Annotated in this window: 16 protein-coding genes; 10 read left to right on the plus strand and 6 right to left on the minus strand. The window is 69.3% G+C overall.

Annotated elements, in window-relative coordinates; all coding sequences use genetic code 11:
• Positions 1 to 40: 40 nt before the first annotated feature.
• A complete protein-coding gene (locus tag AC1DYG_RS17435; RefSeq protein ID WP_477641134.1) occupies positions 41 to 1,492 on the minus strand; it encodes a beta propeller repeat protein in 1,452 nt (483 codons plus the stop codon).
• On the minus strand, positions 1,489 to 2,010 hold the full coding sequence (locus tag AC1DYG_RS17440) for an RNA polymerase sigma factor (RefSeq protein ID WP_477641135.1): 522 nt from the start codon (positions 2,008 to 2,010) through the stop codon (positions 1,489 to 1,491). Before AC1DYG_RS17440 ends, AC1DYG_RS17435 begins: the two co-directional genes overlap by 4 nt.
• A 131-nt stretch (positions 2,011 to 2,141) precedes the next feature.
• Between AC1DYG_RS17440 and AC1DYG_RS17445 the strand changes: the two genes are divergently transcribed.
• The 8 genes from AC1DYG_RS17445 to AC1DYG_RS17480 all read left to right on the plus strand — a co-directional run bounded on the left by AC1DYG_RS17445 (position 2,142) and on the right by AC1DYG_RS17480 (position 11,265).
• Entirely contained in the window at positions 2,142 to 2,825 is a 684-nt protein-coding gene (locus AC1DYG_RS17445) for a nitroreductase family protein (RefSeq protein ID WP_477641136.1), read from the plus strand.
• 66 nt (positions 2,826 to 2,891) lie between these two features.
• Positions 2,892 to 5,339, plus strand: a complete 2,448-nt coding sequence (locus AC1DYG_RS17450) for a DNA gyrase/topoisomerase IV subunit A (RefSeq protein WP_477641137.1) — start codon at positions 2,892 to 2,894, stop codon at positions 5,337 to 5,339.
• Positions 5,336 to 6,325 carry a sucrase ferredoxin gene (locus AC1DYG_RS17455; RefSeq protein WP_477641138.1) on the plus strand — a complete coding sequence of 330 codons (990 nt, stop codon included), beginning with the start codon at positions 5,336 to 5,338 and terminating at the stop codon, positions 6,323 to 6,325. Before AC1DYG_RS17450 ends, AC1DYG_RS17455 begins: the two co-directional genes overlap by 4 nt.
• 190 nt (positions 6,326 to 6,515) lie before the next feature.
• A complete protein-coding gene (locus tag AC1DYG_RS17460) occupies positions 6,516 to 7,787 on the plus strand; it encodes an ABC transporter substrate-binding protein (protein WP_477641165.1) in 1,272 nt (423 codons plus the stop codon).
• A 154-nt stretch (positions 7,788 to 7,941) separates the two neighbouring features.
• A complete protein-coding gene (locus AC1DYG_RS17465) occupies positions 7,942 to 9,018 on the plus strand; it encodes a carbohydrate ABC transporter permease (protein ID WP_477641139.1) in 1,077 nt (358 codons plus the stop codon).
• Position 9,019: 1 nt separating this feature from the next.
• Positions 9,020 to 9,934: a carbohydrate ABC transporter permease gene (locus tag AC1DYG_RS17470; RefSeq protein WP_477641140.1), complete on the plus strand. Its 915-nt coding sequence runs from the start codon at positions 9,020 to 9,022 to the stop codon at positions 9,932 to 9,934.
• A gap of 87 nt (positions 9,935 to 10,021) precedes the next feature.
• Positions 10,022 to 10,183, plus strand: coding sequence for a hypothetical protein (locus tag AC1DYG_RS17475; protein WP_477641141.1), 162 nt, complete (start codon positions 10,022 to 10,024; stop codon positions 10,181 to 10,183).
• Between the two features lie 20 nt (positions 10,184 to 10,203).
• A complete protein-coding gene (locus AC1DYG_RS17480) occupies positions 10,204 to 11,265 on the plus strand; it encodes a LacI family DNA-binding transcriptional regulator (protein ID WP_477641142.1) in 1,062 nt (353 codons plus the stop codon).
• Positions 11,266 to 11,321: 56 nt separating this feature from the next.
• Here the strand turns inward: AC1DYG_RS17480 and AC1DYG_RS17485 are convergent, their stop codons facing one another.
• Positions 11,322 to 13,469, minus strand: a complete 2,148-nt coding sequence (locus AC1DYG_RS17485; protein WP_477641143.1) for a DNA gyrase/topoisomerase IV subunit B — start codon at positions 13,467 to 13,469, stop codon at positions 11,322 to 11,324.
• Between the two features lie 366 nt (positions 13,470 to 13,835).
• Between AC1DYG_RS17485 and AC1DYG_RS17490 the strand changes: the two genes are divergently transcribed.
• The gene (locus tag AC1DYG_RS17490) at positions 13,836 to 14,057 is read left to right on the plus strand and encodes a DUF7455 domain-containing protein (protein ID WP_477613175.1); all 222 of its coding nucleotides are present in this window, start codon (positions 13,836 to 13,838) and stop codon (positions 14,055 to 14,057) included.
• Between the two features lie 24 nt (positions 14,058 to 14,081).
• Positions 14,082 to 14,567, plus strand: a complete 486-nt coding sequence (locus AC1DYG_RS17495; RefSeq protein WP_477641144.1) for a DUF456 domain-containing protein — start codon at positions 14,082 to 14,084, stop codon at positions 14,565 to 14,567.
• A 47-nt stretch (positions 14,568 to 14,614) separates the two neighbouring features.
• Here the strand turns inward: AC1DYG_RS17495 and AC1DYG_RS17500 are convergent, their stop codons facing one another.
• From AC1DYG_RS17500 to AC1DYG_RS17510, 3 genes are all read right to left on the minus strand, one after another.
• Positions 14,615 to 15,016 carry a DUF3040 domain-containing protein gene (locus tag AC1DYG_RS17500; protein WP_477617989.1) on the minus strand — a complete coding sequence of 134 codons (402 nt, stop codon included), beginning with the start codon at positions 15,014 to 15,016 and terminating at the stop codon, positions 14,615 to 14,617.
• A gap of 134 nt (positions 15,017 to 15,150) precedes the next feature.
• Positions 15,151 to 16,434 (minus strand): DNA polymerase IV, encoded by a 1,284-nt coding sequence (gene dinB, locus AC1DYG_RS17505; RefSeq protein ID WP_477641145.1) that lies wholly within the window; start codon positions 16,432 to 16,434, stop codon positions 15,151 to 15,153.
• Positions 16,435 to 16,453: 19 nt separating this feature from the next.
• Positions 16,454 to 17,227: a methyltransferase domain-containing protein gene (locus AC1DYG_RS17510; RefSeq protein WP_477641146.1), complete on the minus strand. Its 774-nt coding sequence runs from the start codon at positions 17,225 to 17,227 to the stop codon at positions 16,454 to 16,456.
• Positions 17,228 to 17,274: the final 47 nt, after the last annotated feature.

Consider the following 17,274-nt stretch of genomic DNA (forward strand, 5'->3'; position numbering starts at 1 on the left):
TGCCATCGATGGGCGATGACGGGGCGGACCGAACTCGCGGCTACCTGCGCAGCGGGACGGTCTCGAACCACGTGCCCGCGTCGTCGCTCTGCCAGTACGCCAGGCCGCCGCTGATCGCGTAGACCAGGCCGCCACCAGCCGCTCCCGCCCATGAGGCGCTGTCGGTCGAGGACACCTTCGCAGTGCGCCACGAGCCACCACCGTCGGCGCTCGTGAGCAAGGTCGTGGGCTCGTCCTTCAGCCCGGCGCTTGACGGCAGGCCGTGCCGGACCGCCACGAGGTGCTTGGCGTCGGTCGCCGTGAGCCAGACCCCGGTCTGGGTGGGCCTGCCCAGACCGGGGGCCGCACGGGTCGTCCAGGTGGCGCCACGGTCGTCGGAGACCGCGAGCGAGTACTCCTCAGTCGCCTTCGCGGCCGTGGGGCAGACCCCGATCAGGGTGCCTGGGGTGTTGGCGGTCGCCGAGACCCACATGCCGATGGTGCTTTCACAGCCCTTGGGGGTCGACAGCGGGCCGGGCTTGCCGCTCAGTCGCATCGCCGCCGTGGGACCAACCTGGCTCGTCGTCACGTTGTAGTAGGCATCGGAGCCGTCCAGCGTGACCCAGGCGTTCTCCCCCGTCCCCGGCATCCCGCTGAAGGTCACCGGCTCGGTGGTCGCCGAGGTGACCGGCCCGGTGCGGGGCTCGAGGTCCTCGCATCCCCGGGCCAGGGTGTTGGTGATCGCGTTGTGCTGGCAGGAGCGTGCCGTCGCCATCCAGACCTGCCTGCCGTCGGTCTCCAGCGACAGCACCGTGCGACGGTCGACGTCGACGTCAGTCCAGCTGCGCCCACCGTCGGTCGTCCGCTTGGTCGTGCTGCCGTAGACGTATCCGACCAGCGCGTTGGCGAACCGGATCCCGACCAGCTGGTGTGCCCGGTCAGGTGTGGACCGCGCGCCAGGGGTGGTCAGGGTCGTGAACGAAGCGCGTGTCGTCCAGGTCGCGCCGTCGTCGTCCGAAGCGATGACCGCAGTGCACGCGCCCTTCGGGCACATGGCCGACCCCAACGCGTAGAGGTGCCCGTCCCCGGCGTTGGTCATCGACACGATGCCGAACGAGCTCGGGACGGGCAGCGGTCCTGGGGAGGCCGGCGTGCTGGGGGCGCTGGACGCACCCACCGACGGCGCGGGCACGACGACATCCGGCTCGACGGTCTTGGTGACCGTGACGGTCGGGACCGGCGACGTGTTGCTGGCCGGGTCGGAGGCCAGATCGGTGGAGGGGAGAAGACTGCTGCTCCAGACGACGCCACCGATCAGCACGACTGCAGCCGCGCCCGCCAGGTAGGGCACCACGTGCCGCCGCCGCGGCCGGGATGCCTCGGTGACGATCGACTCCCAGCGATCAGTGCCCGCCGGCAGCTCGCGGATGCCGGCGCGCTCCCGGGCGAAGAAGTCCGCGACGGGATCGCGCTGCTCCCCCGCGCCAGGCAGGTCGGACAGGTCGGGGTTCATCGGATCTCTCCCAGCATCGTCGCCATCCGCTGGCGCGCGTCGAACAGGTCTCGCTTGAGCGTTCCCTCGGACTTGTCGAGCTGCCGGGCCACGGTGGCCACCGGCAGGTCGGCGAAGTAGTGCAGCATCACGGCCACCCGCAGCCGATCGGGCAGCGCCTCGACGGCATCCCGGACGGTCAGCGTGGTCGCATGGTCAGCGTCGGTCGTGAAGTCGTCGCGGCCCGCCTCGTGACGTTGGTAGGCGACGGCCTCCCGGCCCCGCTTGCGCCAGTGGTCGCGCACGAGGTTGGCAGTCACGGTGTAGAGCCACGGCCGTGGGTCGTCCACCCGGTGGAACTCACGGAACAGCTTGAGAAAGGCCTCGGTCGCCAGGTCGTGGGCGAGGTCGGTGTCGCCGACCAGCCTGGCGGTCCACCCGGCGAGGCGGGCGTAGTGCACGTCGTAGATCTCACGAACGGACGCTTCCACGTCCACGCGGTCTCGCGCCGGCACTGCCACCCCTCCCGTGAATGCCACCGCGGCCAAGGTCGTCATGCCTCGTGGACGCCGCAGGAGGGCGTCAGGTTGGCCGGGGACCGACGGTGGGTCGCTCGTCAGTCTTGCAGGCACGCTGCGCCCACCTGTCGCGGGCACGACAGGATGGGCGGATGGAGTTTCGTGAGGTCGTCCGCCGGCGTCGCATGGTGCGTCGTTTCGATCCGTCCCGACCGGTCGCGAGCACCGCCCTCGACGAGGTCCTGTATGCCGCGCAGCGGGCTCCCAGCGCCGGTTTCAGCCAGGGCTGGGACTTCGTCGTCCTCGCCGAGGACGATGACCGGCATCGGTTCTGGGACGCCAGCCGCGACCCTGAGCTGCCTGCCGATGCGCCCCTCGACGGCTGGCTGTCAGGCGTGTCGTCCGCCCCGGTCCTGGTGCTGTGCCTCTCCGACCCCGATACCTACCTCGACCGCTATGCCGAGCCCGACAAGGGCTGGGACGACCGAGACCCCGCCAGGTGGCCGGTCCCCTACTGGGACGTCGACACCGGGATGGCGGCCATGCTGATGCTGCTCGCCGCAGTCGACCAGGGCCTGGGGGCACTGTTCTTCGGCATTCCCCCGGCGCGGCACGAGCAGGTCCGGCGGGCCCACGGCATACCCGAGAACCGACGGCTGGTGGGGGTGGTGGCCCTGGGCCACGAGCTGCGCCGCACCGAGGGCTCCAGCCGGACCCGGCCCCGCCGCGAGGCGGCCGAGGTCGTGCACTGGGGGCAATTCGGAGGAGCCGAGCAAGGGTTCAGCGTAGGAGCCGAACACGGGTCCAGCGGCGAGTCGGGGGCGGGCCCCGTCTAGGGGTGGGACAAGATTGGGGGGTTCCCCGCGCCGTGCGGGGACGACCGCAAGGAGATGCACACACGCATGGCCCGCAAGACCCCGCCCGTGCCCGCCGACGAGAGCTTTGTCGAGCGGATCGTCGACATTGACGTCGAGGAGGAGATGCAAGGGGCGTTCCTCGAGTACGCCTACTCCGTCATCTACTCCCGTGCCCTGCCCGACGCACGGGACGGCCTCAAGCCGGTGCAGCGCCGCATCCTGTTCTCGATGTCCGAGATGGGGCTGCGTCCCGAGCGCGGCCACGTGAAGTCGTCCCGCGTCGTCGGCGACGTCATGGGCAAGTACCACCCCCACGGCGACACGGCGATCTACGACGCCCTGGTCCGGATGGCCCAGCCGTTCACGATGCGCCTCCCGTTGGTCGACGGGCACGGCAACTTCGGCTCACTCGACGACGGCCCGGCAGCGTCGCGCTACACCGAGGCACGGCTCGCGCCGGCCGCGATGCTGATGGCCACCGGTCTCGACGAGGAGACCGTCGAGTTCATCCCCAACTACGACGACCAGCTGCTCCAGCCCGAGGTGCTCCCCGCCGCGTTCCCCAACCTCCTCGTCAACGGCGCCAGCGGAATCGCCGTCGGCATGGCGACCAACATGGCGCCGCACAACCTCGTCGAGGTCATCGGTGCGGCCCGGCACCTCATCGCCAACCCGACCTGCTCCCTCGACGACCTGATGCGGTTCGTCCCCGGGCCAGACCTGCCCCAGGGTGGCCGCATCATCGGGCTCGACGGGATCCGGGACGCCTACCTCGGCGGCCGCGGCAGCTTCCGCACCCGCGCGACGACCCGGGTCGAGAAGACCTCGCCGCGCCGGATGGGCATCGTGGTCACCGAGCTCCCCTACCTCGTCGGCCCCGAGAAGGTCATCGAGAAGATCAAGGACGCGGTCCAGTCCAAGAAGCTCCAGGGCATCTCCGACGTCAAGGACCTCACCGACCGCAAGCACGGCCTGCGGCTGGTCATCGAGGTCAAGAACGGCTTCAACCCCGACGCCGTCCTCGAGCAGCTCTACAAGCTCACTCCGATGGAGGACTCGTTCTCCATCAACAACGTCGCGCTTGTCGACGGGCAGCCAAAGACGTTGGGGCTCAAGGACCTGCTCCGGGTCTACGTCGACTTCCGCACCGACGTCGTCCGCCGACGCACCGAGTACCGGCTGAACAAGTACAAGGACCGGCTGCACCTGGTCGAGGGCCTGCTCATCGCGATCCTCGACATCGACGAGGTCATCCAGGTGATCCGCACGTCGGACGACGCGGCCGCCGCACGTGCCCGGCTGATGGACGTCTTCGACCTGTCGGAGGCCCAGGCCAACTACATCCTCGAGCTCCAGCTGCGCCGGCTCACCAAGTTCAGCCGCCTCGAGCTCGACAAGGAGAAGACCGAGCTCGAGCGGCTCATCGAGGAGCTCGAGACGATCCTCGGAGACGAGAAGCTCCTGCTCAAGACGGTGTCGACCGAGCTCGCCGACGTCGCGAAGGCCCATGGCACGCCGCGCCGCACGGTGCTGCTGGAGTCGGCCGGTGTACCCGCGACCACCGCCACGCCTCTGGAGGTCGCGGACGACCCCTGTTGGGTCCTGCTGTCCTCCACCGGTCTGATGGCGCGCACCGGCTCCGCCGACCCCCTGCCCGCCGACGCCTCGCGCAGCAAGCACGACGCGCTGGTCGGCGCCGTCCGCACGACGGCCCGCGGCGAGGTCGGGCTGGTCACCTCCCGCGGTCGGCTGGTGCGGCTCTCGGCCCTGGAGCTGCCCACCCTGCCGCCGACCAACGGCTCCCCCAGCCTGTCCGGCGGGGCGCCACTCGCGGCCTACGTCGACCTCCCGGCAGGCGAGGAACCCCTGGCGCTCGTCTCGGTGTCGCCCGACTCCGCCGGGATCGCCCTCGGCACTGCTGAGGGCGTCGTCAAGCGGGTGACGACCGACTATCCGGCGCGAGCCGACTTCGAGGTGATCTCACTCAAGGACGGAGACGAGGTCGTCGGCGCCGTCGAACTGTCTTCTGGGACAGAGGATCTCGTGTTCATCACCTCGGACGCCCAGCTGTTGAGGTTCGGCGCCGCAGTGGTGCGACCCCAGGGCCGCCCGGCGGGGGGCATGGCGGGCATCAAGCTCGCCGCGGGTCAGCGCGTCACGTTCTTCGGCGCCGTGCCCGAGGGCGCCGACGCGATCGTGGTCACCTCGTCGGGCTCGTCCGGTGCGCTGCCCGGCACCGAGCCTGGCTCCATCAAGGTGACCCCCTACGCCGAATACCCCGCCAAGGGCCGCGCCACGGGCGGGGTGCGCTGCCACCGGTTCCTCAAGGGCGAGGACACGCTCGTCCTTGCCTGGGCGGGCGCCCTGCCCGCGCGGGCCGCGGCCGCCAACGGCGTGGCGCTGGACCTGCCCGACGCGACCGGCCGACGGGACGGTTCCGGCGTCCCTGCGACGACGGCCATCGCCCGCATCGCCGGGCCGCCGCTGTCGTGACCTCCAGCCACGCCACCCACGCCACTCCTGCGCCCGATGCCTGCTCGGTCGGCTTCGACCAGGCAGACGTCAGCGCCTACGGCACGGCGGCGCGGGCGACCTTCTTCGTGGCGTTGGAGCAGCCGGGACCCTGGGGTCGCGACGCTGCGATGCAGTCGCATCTGCCTGCGGGAGTGGGAAGTTCGCTGTCGAAGGCCTGCGCCGAGAGAGGCGGCCGGCTGTCCCTCATCCGGCGACCCGGACGGCACGCTGACGACGCGCACGGCGGTGCGCACACGGCATACCTCGCCTGGGCGGGCACCAACCCCTGGCTGCTGCGCCTGACGGTCACCGACCCCGCCACGCTGCTGGAACTGGACTTCGACGCCCTCGCCAGAGGTGACCGTGACGCCGTCCTCGCCACCGCGCCCGGCGCCGCGCCGACCGAGCCGATCCTGCTGATCTGCACCAACGGACGTCGCGACGTGTGTTGCGCCGTCCGAGGGCGCCCTGTCGCCCTGGATGCCGCGCAGGCCCACCCCGGGCGCGTCTGGGAGGCGTCGCACACCGGCGGCCACCGCTTCGCCCCCACCGGCGTCCTGCTCCCCCACGGAGCGACACTGGCTCGACTCGACGCCGACCTGAGCGCCCAGCTGCTCGATCGGGCCGCCTCCGACCACCTGCCCGAGGGCGTTCTGGGGCCACGGCACGATCGTGGTCGCAGCGCGCTGACGGCTCCCGAGCAGGCCGCCGAGTCCCACGTTAGGCACGATGCCGGCATCACCGACCTCACCGCCCTGACGGTGTCCGACCTGGCCGAGACAGCACTCGGCGTGGACGCCCAGCCGTCGGGAGCCGCGACCGCCACGGGCGGGTATGCCGTGCGGCACAGGGACGGTCGCACCTGGCAGGTGGCCCTCGAGCGCCAGTCCCACGACGAACTGCCCGAATCGTGCGGGAAGGTCCCTGTCCACGTCGTGGACTGGGTCGGCCGAACACTGGTCTGAGGATCAGGACAAGTCCGACGCGTCATGCGCCGGCCTCCTGCCAGTTACCCAATCGTTACCGAGACGCATCCATCTTCGGATTGCGGGGAGGGAGCGTAAACGTTTACATGAGACCGGTTCACCTCAGCGCAGAGGCAGTCCGCCTCAGCGCTACGCGAGAAATATGGGAGGCGGGCGTATGGCCCTTCGAATGCTCAAGCGGCGCACCCTCACGGTGATGACCGGAGCTGTAGCCGTGGCGCTCGTCGCCTCGGCCTGCGGCGGCGATGACGGCGGCGGCAGCACGGGTGGTTCCTCGGCCGGCGCTGCCACGCGAGGCCCGATCACCTATGTCCAGGGCAAGGACAACAGCAACTTGCTGGCCCCACAGGCGGAGCGCTGGAACTCCAAGCACCCCACCGAGAAGGTCACGATCAAGGAGCAGTCCGACCAGGCCGACCAGCAGCACGACGACCTGGTCCAGCACTTCCAGGCCAAGGACCCCAGCTATGACGTGGTCTCCGTCGACGTCGTCTGGACGGCCGAGTTCGCGGCCAAGGGCTGGCTGACCCCGCTCAAGGACGCGATGGCCCTGCCGACCACCGGCTTCCTCGAGCCCACCATCAAGGCGGCGACCTACAACAAGACGCTCTTCGCCGCCCCGACGTCCTCGGACGGCTCGATGCTCTACTACCGGTCCGACCTGGTGAAGACGCCGCCGAAGACCATCGACGAGATGTGGGGCATGTGCTCCATCGCCAAGCAGAACGGCATGGACTGCTTCGCCGGCCAGTTCGCCAAGTACGAGGGTGGCACCTGTAACGCCACCGAGTGGATGAACGCCTATGGCGCCAAGGTCGTCGACGACGCCGGCAAGCCGACCGTCGACTCCCCCGAGGCAGCCGCAGGTCTGAAGGCGCTCGCCGACCACTACAAGAGCGGCGACATCCCGAAGCAGGCGATCTCCTACCAGGAGGAGCAGAGCCGCGCGTCGTTCCAGAGCGGCAAGCTGCTGTTCCTGCGCAACTGGCCCTACGTCTACAACCTGGCCAGCACGGACGCCTCGTCCAAGGTCAAGGGCAAGTTCGCGGTCGCACCGCTGCCCGGGCTCACCGGCCCCGGCACCTCGACGCTGGGTGGCCACATGGCCGCCATCAGCGCCTACTCGAAGAACAAGGCCACGGCCCTGGACTTCCTGAAGTTCCTCACCAGCCCTGAGGAGCAGAAGACCAACATGGAGAAGGGTTCGCTGGCCCCGGTCATCGAGTCCATCTACACCGACGAGGCGCTGGTCAAGAAGTACCCGTACCTCCCGGTGCTCAAGGAGTCCATCGCGAACGCGGTCTCCCGTCCCGTCACCCCGTTCTACCCGGCAGTCACGCAGGCCATCCAGGACAACTTCTTCGCCGCGATCCAGGGCCAGAAGACACCTGAGGCAGCCGTGAAGGACATGCAGGCCGCCATGGCCGCAGCCGGCGGCTGACCGGTCTGACGCAACATCCCAAGGTGTGGGGGTGGCCCCACGGGGTCACCCCCACACCTGCAGGACCCCTGCCATTTCGCACCTCCAGGTCGAAGCTCGATTCGACCCCCATCTCGACCCACCCTGAGACGCACCTCCCGGGCTAGGAGCAGGCATGAGCGCAGCCACATCCGCACCATCGCGATCGACTGGCACGAAGCCGAAGAAGAGCAAAGGGCTCAACGCAGGACAGGGCCGGCAGGGGCTGCTTCTGGTCGCACCCACGATTGTCTTCCTCAGCGTCATCATCATCTATCCGCTGTTGAGGGCCATCCAGCTGTCCTTCCAGAAGGACGCCGGCCTCGACCCGGCCACCGGCCTGTTCGTCGAGGGCGGGAGCGCAGGGATCTCCAACTACACGCACTGGCTGCTGCAGAAGTGCGGCGAGGTGGACTGCCCGCCCGGCACCCTGGGGGCACAGTTCTACGACGCGCTCTGGGTGACCCTCTTCTTCACCGTGGTCAGCGTCACGATCGAGGTCCTGCTCGGCATCTGGTTCGCGATGATCATGAACCGCGACTTCAAGGGCCGCGGGTTGGTCCGCGCCGCGATCCTCGTGCCGTGGGCCATCCCCACCGCCGTGACCGCCAAGCTCTGGTTCTTCATCTTCGCCTTCGACGGCATCGCCAACAGGCTGATCGGCACCATCGGCATCTCGCCACAGCTGTGGACGAGCGACCCCTGGGCCGCCAAGTTCGCGATCATCATCGCCGACGTCTGGAAGACCACACCGTTCATGGCCCTGCTCATTCTCGCGGGTCTGCAGCTGATCCCCGGAGACGTCTACGAAGCCGCCCAGATCGACGGCGCCACCAAGTGGCAGACGTTCACCAAGATCACGCTGCCCCTGGTCAAGGTGCCGCTCATGGTGGCGGTCCTGTTCCGCACCCTCGACGTGCTGCGCATCTACGACCTCCCTGCGATCCTGACCCAGGGCGCCGGTGGGACCACCTCCTTGTCGATGCTGGTCATCAAGCAGATTCGCGGTGGCTTCCACAGTGCCTCGGCCCTGTCGACGATCGTCTTCGCCCTGGTCGCATTCACCGCCTTCTTGTTCATCAAGTTCGGTGGTGCGGACGTGATCCAACGCCCACCGCAGGCGAAGAAGCCCAAGGCCGACACCACCACCGGCGGCAAGGACACCCAGACGGGCAACCCTGTCGCTGCCAACGCGACCTCGACGGGAGCTTGACATGACTGCGGAGGCCACGACCTCGACGACCGCACCGCCCAGCGGCGGCCGTACCGAGGCGCAGGAGATCCACTTCAAGAGCGATCGCAACGCCAAGATTCGGATGTACCTCGGCCTCGCGGCCCTGGTCGTCTGGGGTCTCGCGCCGTTCTACTGGATGATCGTCACGGCCTTCCGTGACGTGGGCTACACGTTCGACACCAGCCCGTGGCCCACCCACGTGACGCTGGACAACTTCACGACGGCGTTCTCCACCGCCCGTGGAAACCACTTCGGTGCAGCGCTCTGGCACAGCGTGGTCGTCGGTGTCGTCACCACGGTCGTGGCGATGGCGGTGGGGGTCTTCGCGTCCTACGCCCTGGCCCGGCTCAATTTCCCGGGCAAGTACGCCGTTCTCGGCATCATCCTCGGCGCCTCGATGTTCCCCGGTGTCGCCCTGGTCTCGCCGCTGTTCCAGATGTTCTCCAGCTTCGGCTGGCTGACCGGTGCCAACTACCAGGCGCTGATCATCCCGAACATCTCGTTCGCGCTACCACTCACGATCTACACACTCACCGCGTTCTTGGCAGAGATGCCCTGGGAACTCGAGGAGTCGGCGCGCATCGACGGGTGCACACCCGGCCAGGCGTTCCGCAAGATCATGCTCCCGCTGGCCGCGCCCGGCCTGTTCACCACGGCCATCCTGTCGTTCATCGGCAGCTGGAACGAGTACCTGTTGGCCGCCCAGTTCTCGACCGCCAAGACCCAGACGGTGACGGTGGCCATCGCCCAGTTCACCGGCGCCCAACCTCACCAGGAGCCGTACACCGCCGTCATGGCGGCCGGAACCATCGTCACGGTTCCGCTCATCATCATGGTGCTCATCTTCCAGCGGGCCATCGTGTCCGGTCTGACGGCAGGAGGTGTGAAGGGCTAGGCACCGGCCTAACCCTCACCACCCATGGGAATCTTCAACCCTGGGGGCGGCACAGGCGGTACGAGGGCGAGAGCCCAACGGCTGGACATGCTGCTCGGAATCCTCGGGTTCTTCGCGTTCATGGCCGTGATCCAGACAGTCGTCCTTGAGGTTCGCGGGGAGCCGGCGGCCGCAGCCGCCGTGCTCCTCGCGGTCCTCCTGGCAGCTCTCTGGTTCGTCTGGCGGCTGCGGCGCAACACCGGCGTCTAGACCTCGACTGGAGGTGCGAGATGACCACCATCGGCGACGTGGCCAAGGCCGCGGGCGTGTCGGTGGCCACCGTGTCCCGAGCGCTGCGCGGGGTGGACAGGGTGAGCCCCCGCACCCGCGACCGGGTCCTCGCGGCGGCCACCGAGCTGCACTACGTCGCCTCCCCCGCTGCGACGAGCCTGGTCTCCGGTCGAACGCGCGGGGTCGGGGTCATCACCCCCTACTTCAACCGGTGGTTCTTCGCGACGGTGGTCAGCGGCATCGAGAAGGCGCTGCGCGAGGAGGGCTACCACGTCCTGCTCTGCGACCTCGAGGGCCACACCTTCGACACGCGGCTGCCCATCACCCAGAACATGCTCTGGAAACGCGCCGACGGCGCCATCATCCTCAACGTCCCGCCCGTTCCGGCTGAACGTTCGCTGCTGGACCGCCTCGGTATGCCGGTGGTGACAGTGGGCAACCGGCAGCCGGGATGGCCTTCGGTGCGGATCGACGACCGTGCCGCGATGGCCCTGGCGACGCGCTATGCGATCGAGCTCGGACACCGCGACATCGGCTACGCGGGAACCGTTCCCTCCTCGATCACCCACCTGCAGACGCCCTTCGACCGGCGTGACGCCTTCGCCAAGGTGATGTCCGACCACGGCCTCGTGTGTCCGCCCGAGTGGACCCTGGAGTGCGACTGGACCGCTGCCGGCGCCGCAGAGCACGCCGACCGCATGTTCTCGCTCCCCCAGGTGCCCACCTGCGTGATCGCCGCCTCCGACGAGATGGCCTTCGGAGTCCTGAGCTCTGCCCGGCGGCACGGCCTGGACGTGCCGCGCGACGTATCGGTCATCGGCATCGACGACCACATCCACGCCGAGATCTTCGACCTCACCACCGTGCGCCAGGACGTCGAGTCCCAGGGGCGGCGAGCCGGGCGTCTCATGCTGGACGCGCTGCGCGGACGCGGGTCCGACACCGTCATCGACGACGTGCTCGACGTCGAGCTCGTCGTCCGTGGCTCGACCGCGGCCCCGTCACGCCAACCGTCCCGCCAGCCGTCACCTCAGGCAGCCGCGCTCCACCCGTCCGCCTGACGCCAGCCGTGGCCTGACCCCGTGGCGGCGCCACTCATGGCGTCGCGCGGCTCGGCTCAGGCGTCGATCCGCTCCCGGTCCAACCCCGCGGCGGAGTCGACGATGAAGTCCTTGCGCGGTGCCACATCGTTGCCCATGAGCAGCTCGAAGACCCGCTCGGCCGCCTCGGCGTCGCGCAGGGTCACCTTGCGCAGGGTGCGGTGGCGCGGGTCCATGGTGGTCTCAGCGAGCTGGTCGGCATCCATCTCGCCGAGTCCCTTGTAGCGCTGCAGGGGCTGCTTGATGTTCTTGCCCCGCTTGCCGAGCGACGCCACCGTCGCGCGCATCTCCTTCTCGGAGTAGGTGTAGATCAGCTCGTTCTTCTTGGACCCCATGTTCACCACCTCGATGCGGTGCAACGGGGGCACGGCGGCATACACCCTCCCCGCCTCGACGAGGGGACGCATGTAGCGGAAGAACAGGGTGAGCAGCAGGGTGCGGATGTGGGCGCCGTCGACGTCGGCGTCGGTCATGATGATGACCTTGCCGTAGCGGGCCACGTCGAGGTCGAACGACCGGCCGGAACCCGCACCGATCACCTGGATGATGGCGGCGCACTCGGCGTTCTTGAGCATGTCGGAGACCGAGGCCTTCTGGACGTTGAGGATCTTGCCGCGGATGGGCAGCAAGGCCTGGTAGTCGCTCGAGCGAGCCAGCTTGGCGGTGCCCAGGGCGCTGTCGCCCTCGACGATGAACAGCTCAGACCTCTCGACGTCGGTGGAGCGACAGTCGGCGAGCTTGGCGGGCAGGCTACTGGTCTCCAGGGCGTTCTTGCGACGCTGGGTCTCCTTGTGCAGCCGCGCGCTGATCCGCGACTTCATCTCGGAGACGACCTTCTCGAGCAGCAGCGCCGCCTGGGCCTTCTCGCCCCGCTTGGTCGAGGTGATCCGGGCGGTCAGCTCCTGCTCGACGACCTTGGCGACGATGGCGCGCACGGCGTTGGTGCCGAGCACCTCCTTGGTCTGGCCCTCGAACTGCGGCTCCGCGAGCCGCACGGTCACGACCGCCGTGAGCCCCGCCAGCACGTCGTCCTTCTCGGGCTTGTCGCTGCCGACCTTGAGTCGACGGCTGTTGACCTCGAGCTGTTTGCGGAAGACCTTGAGCAGGGACTGCTCGAAGCCGGTCATGTGGGTGCCGCCCTTGGGCGTGGAGATGATGTTGACGAAGGAGCTGACCTTGGCGTCGTAGCCGGTGCCCCAACGGACCGCGATGTCGACCGCGCACTCGCGCTCGACCTCCGTGGGTGACATGTGGCCCTTGGCGTCGAGGACCGGCACCGTCTCGGTGAACGTGCCGGTGCCCTGCAACCGCCACACCTCGGTCACCGCGGCGTCCGGAGCCAGGAACTCCACGAACTCGGAGATGCCACCGTCGTGCACCAGGGTCTCGACGTGGGTCGCCGACTCCCCCGCGGTGCCGGGTCGACGCCGCTCGTCGCGGATGACCAGGGTCAGTCCGGGGATGAGGAAGGAGGTCTGACGCGCCCGCGCGATGAGCCCGTCGTAGTCGAACTCGGCGTCCTTGAGGAAGATCTGCTCGTCGGCCCAGTAACGGATCCGGCTGCCCGTGACACCACGCTTGGCCTTGCCGACGACGGCCAGCTCGCTGGTCCGCTCGTAGGGGGTGAACTCGTGGTCAGGGGCCTTGTCGTCGGTCGCGACGTCCGGGAAGTAGCCGGGCTCACCCCGTCGGAAGCTCATGGCGTAGGTGTTGCCGCCACGGTCGACCTCGACGTCGAGCCGGGCCGACACCGCGTTGACCACCGACGCGCCGACGCCGTGCAGGCCACCGGAGGCGGTGTAGGAGCCGCCACCGAACTTGCCGCCGGCGTGCAGCTTGGTGAAGACCACCTCGACACCGGTGAGCCCGGTCCGAGGCTCGATGTCGACGGGGATGCCGCGTCCGTTGTCGCGCACCTCCACCGAGCCGTCACGGTAGAGGATCACCTCGATCCGGTCACACACCCCGGCCAGCGCCTCGTCGACCGCGTTGTCGATGATCTCCCACAGGCAGTGCATGAGTCCGCGGCCATCGGTCGAGCCGATGTACATGCCAGGGCGCTTGCGGACCGCTTCGAGCCCCTCGAGGACCTGCAGGTGGTGAGCGCTGTAGTCCGACGTCGACTTGGTGGTCGCGGCTTTCTTGGCAGTGGTGGCGGTGGCCAACAGTCCTGTGCTCCTGTGGTGGGTTCTGGCTCCCTCCGTGCTCACGGAGGGTGGCCCCACGCTATCCCGGCGACCCGGGCGCCCCGCGCAGGCACGCGGCATACCTCCACTCCAGCCTCCTCCGGCCCCCTCTTTGGCTCACATTCCCATCCACCGGACACCCGACCTACGAATCACCCTTTGCGACATGAGATGACACACATGGTGACCCAATACCCGCCGGGAAGAACAAGGCGTGCTTGACTGTTGACATCGGCACCGGATGGGCCACCAGGGAACTTCTCCCGACGGTGGAGCAACCAAAGTCCGGGGTAGGACGTCTCTAGGAGACAACGCGCCTCCGGGCGCAACGAAAGGAAGGCTGACGTGACCACTGCACTGGCACCCTCATTGAACGCGGCCGACCGCTGCGACCGTTGCGGCGCCCAGGCCTACGTGCGCGCTCGCCTTCACGCGGGTGGGGAACTGCTGTTCTGCGCTCACCACGGACGCGAGCACCTGCCCAAGCTGCGCGAGCACGCCGACATCCAGGACGAGACCGAGCGGCTCCACGAGACGCCCCCTGTCGCTCCCCTCGAAGAGCGGTAGGAAAGCCACACCGGACCTCCCGCCGTGGAGGCCACCCTCTGGGTCCCCGCCGTCCTGATCCTGATCGGGATGGTGGGGATCGTCATTCCCGTCATCCCCGGGCTGCTGTTGTGCCTGGCTGCCGTGTTCGTGTGGGCCTTCGACACCAGGAGCACGCTCGGCTGGTCGGTGTTCGCGGTCTGCGCCGCGCTCTACCTCGCCGGGGTGGCGCTGCAGTATGCCGTGCCCGGACGGCGGCTGCGCGAGGCCGGCGTCCGCCGGTCCACCCTGGTCATCGCGGTGCTCGTGGCGGTCGTGGGGTTCTTCGTGATCCCCGTGGTGGGTGCGCCGATCGGGTTCGTGCTCGGGATCTACCTCGTGGAGCTCGGGCACTCCCAGGACCGGGCCACGGCCTGGACGTCGACGAAGGCCGCGCTGAAGGCGGTGTTCCTGTCGATGGGGATCGAGCTGCTCGCTGCGCTGGCCATCGCCACGACGTGGGTCGTCGGCGTGCTGTTCAGCAGGGTCTGAGAGCGGGCAGGGTCTGAGAGCCGGCTGGGTCTGAGGGCTGGCTGGGCTCAGTAGCCGTCGTCGCGACGGCGGTCCCAGCGTTCCTCGATGCGGTGCATGAACGAACCGCCAGAGCGGGGCGCCTTCGACTTGGTGGGAGTGGCCCGACGCACGCTGCCGTCGGGCTGGACGGTGCCCAGGGCCGCCTTGCGCCGCGGCGGCGTGAGGGCGAAGGCGACTGCCCCGACCATGACGGCGAAGCCGATCGCGCCGATCCACATGGTGGTGTTCACCCCGACCAGGACAAGGGCCAGCCCGGCGACGACACCCACCACCCCGACGGCCATCCGACGACGCGCCGACGCACGCGCCCCGGCGCCCTGCATCTGCGACGCGAACTTGGGGTCCTCGGCATACAGCGCCTGCTCCATCTGCTCAAGCAGCTGCTGTTCGTGCTCGGAGAGCGGCACGGTGACCTCCTGGACGTTCGGCGTGCACCCACTAAACGCATCAGGCCACCGAATCGTTGCCCGCCCGGGAGCATCGTTGCCGGTCAGTGGCCATCCGCTGACTTCTTCAGGATATGTCCCCGCGCGTGGTTGCACTACCCGTTCGCTCGGCCCGGTCTGGGCTGACCGCGTTGCTTGTCTCGTTCGCTGTGGGCGTCGCGGTCGGGGATCAGGCTCGCCGGGCGCACGCTGCCGGCACCGAACCGCGCACTGGCCCGGTCGACTGCGCGGTCGGCGTCGCGCCAGCCGTGGTCGGGCTCGTCCAGGGTGCCCTGGATGGGGGCCCCGACGCTCTCGACCAGTCCCTCCATCCGCACCCCGACCAGTCGGATCCGGGCCCGCTGCAGCCCCAGGGCGTCGTAGAGGCTCTTGGCGGTGTCGAAGATCTCCCGACTCACGTCGGTGGGGTCGCGCAGCGTCTTGCTGCGGGTGATGGTGGTGAAGTCGGAGAACCGCACCTTGATCGAGACGGTGCGGCCGAGCACCCCGGCCGAGCGGGCGCGCGCCGCGGTGCGGTCGCTCAGCTTGAGCAGCTGCCGGTGGATGTATGCCGGGTCGTCGACGTCGAACTCGAACGTCTCGTCCGAGCCGATGCTGCGCTCGCGACGTTGGGTTTCGACGTGGCGCGGGTCGCGCCCCCAGGACAGGTCGTGCAGGTGTGGCCCGGCGCTCTCGCCGAGGGCCCGTCGCAGCGTGTCGACGGGGGTGTGGGCGATGTCGGCGACGGTGTGCAGCCCGAGGCGCAACAGGGTCTCCTCGGTCTTGTCCCCCACCCCCCAGAGCGCCCCGACCGGGAGCTGCTGGACAAAGGTGACCACCTCGTCGCGAGGCACGACGACCATGCCGTCCGGTTTGGCCAGTCCTGAGGCGAGCTTGGCGACGAACTTGGTGGGGGCGACCCCGACCGAGCAGGTGATCCCCTGCTCGTCGTGGACGATGTCGCGGATGAGCTGGCCGATCCTCGCGGGGTTGCCGAGGCGGCGCAGTGAGCCGGACACGTCGAGGAAGGCCTCGTCGAGAGAGAGCGGCTCGACCACCGGGGTGATCGTCTCGAAGGTCGCCATGACGGCAGCCGAGATCTGGCTGTAGAGGTGGTGGTCGGGGGCGATGACGGTCGCCGTGGGGCACAACCGTCGAGCTCGGGACATCGGCATCGCCGAGGCCACCCCGAACTTGCGGGCTTCGTAGGTCGCTGAGAGGACCACGCCGCGGTTGCCGCCACCGCCGATGATGACGGGAGTGCCGACGAGCTCGGGGCGGCTCAGCAGCGACGCGGAGGCATAGAACGCGTCCATGTCGACGTGCAGGACGGTGCACCCCGTGTCATCGGGCGGGTGCTCCGCCCCACGCTGTGGGAGCGCGTACTGGCGCCGGCTCATCGGTGGCCCCGGCTCACCCTCAGCGTCGGGCGAGGACGTGGACGGCCGCGCCGAGCTGGCCGAGGAAGCCGAAGTCCGGGTGGCGGCTGGCGACCTGTTCGAGCTCGAGCAGGGCGATGCGGTCGGCATCGGAGTCGATCAGTGCCGACGGCACGAGGTCGCTGAACAACCGCACGCCGTGGACGTCCTCGACGACGAGGCCGGTCTGCTCGACGAGGGCCTGCAGCGCGGCGGCGTCGAACCGGCGCGGCAGCGGGTCGGCGCCGCCCCAGCGGCCGTCTGACGACGTCAGGGCGGTGTGGGCCTGGGCGAACTGGCCGGCCAGCGCTCGGGCCAGGACGACGGCGAGTCGTCCTGCGGCCACCAGGCTGAGGTATCCACCGGGAGCCAGCACTGCGGCCAGCGCCGCGAGGGTGGCCTCGGGGTCGTCGACGACCTCGAGGGTGCCGTGGCAGCAGACCAGGTCGACTGGTTGGTCGCCCACGAAGTCGGCAAGGGAGTCGGCGTCACCCTGCAGTGCGGTGACCCGGTCGGCGACGCCACGCTCGGCGCTGCGCCTCGACAGGGAGGCGAGGGCGTCCGGACTCGGGTCGACGACGGTGACGTCGTGTCCGAGCTCGGCCAGAGGCACCGCGAGGCCGCCCGTGCCGCCCCCGAGGTCCAGGACCCGCAAGGGGCGACCCAGCTCGGCCTGCTGGCGCTCGATGAGGGTGCGCACGGAGGTCCACACCGCCGAGGTCCGCAGGGCTGTCTCGACGCCACCGCGTCGGGTCCGCCACTGCTCTTCGGCCACGACGGCCACCTCCTGTGCTGGGTCTGCGGGTGCGTGGCCAGCCTAAC

The organism is Pedococcus sp. P1_H8 (genome assembly GCF_056405175.1).

Bases quoted from the DNA above. Each gene is read 5' to 3' on its own strand.
- AC1DYG_RS17450 (WP_477641137.1), top strand. From the start codon at position 2,892: ATGGCCCGCAAGACCCCGCCCGTGCCCGCCGACGAGAGCTTTGTCGAG.
- AC1DYG_RS17435 (WP_477641134.1), bottom strand. From the start codon at position 1,492: ATGAACCCCGACCTGTCCGACCTGCCTGGCGCGGGGGAGCAGCGCGAT.
- AC1DYG_RS17475 (WP_477641141.1), top strand. From the start codon at position 10,022: ATGCTGCTCGGAATCCTCGGGTTCTTCGCGTTCATGGCCGTGATCCAG.
- AC1DYG_RS17480 (WP_477641142.1), top strand. From the start codon at position 10,204: ATGACCACCATCGGCGACGTGGCCAAGGCCGCGGGCGTGTCGGTGGCC.
- AC1DYG_RS17460 (WP_477641165.1), top strand. From the start codon at position 6,516: ATGCTCAAGCGGCGCACCCTCACGGTGATGACCGGAGCTGTAGCCGTG.
- dinB (WP_477641145.1), bottom strand. From the start codon at position 16,434: ATGAGCCGGCGCCAGTACGCGCTCCCACAGCGTGGGGCGGAGCACCCG.
- AC1DYG_RS17470 (WP_477641140.1), top strand. From the start codon at position 9,020: ATGACTGCGGAGGCCACGACCTCGACGACCGCACCGCCCAGCGGCGGC.
- AC1DYG_RS17445 (WP_477641136.1), top strand. From the start codon at position 2,142: ATGGAGTTTCGTGAGGTCGTCCGCCGGCGTCGCATGGTGCGTCGTTTC.
- AC1DYG_RS17465 (WP_477641139.1), top strand. From the start codon at position 7,942: ATGAGCGCAGCCACATCCGCACCATCGCGATCGACTGGCACGAAGCCG.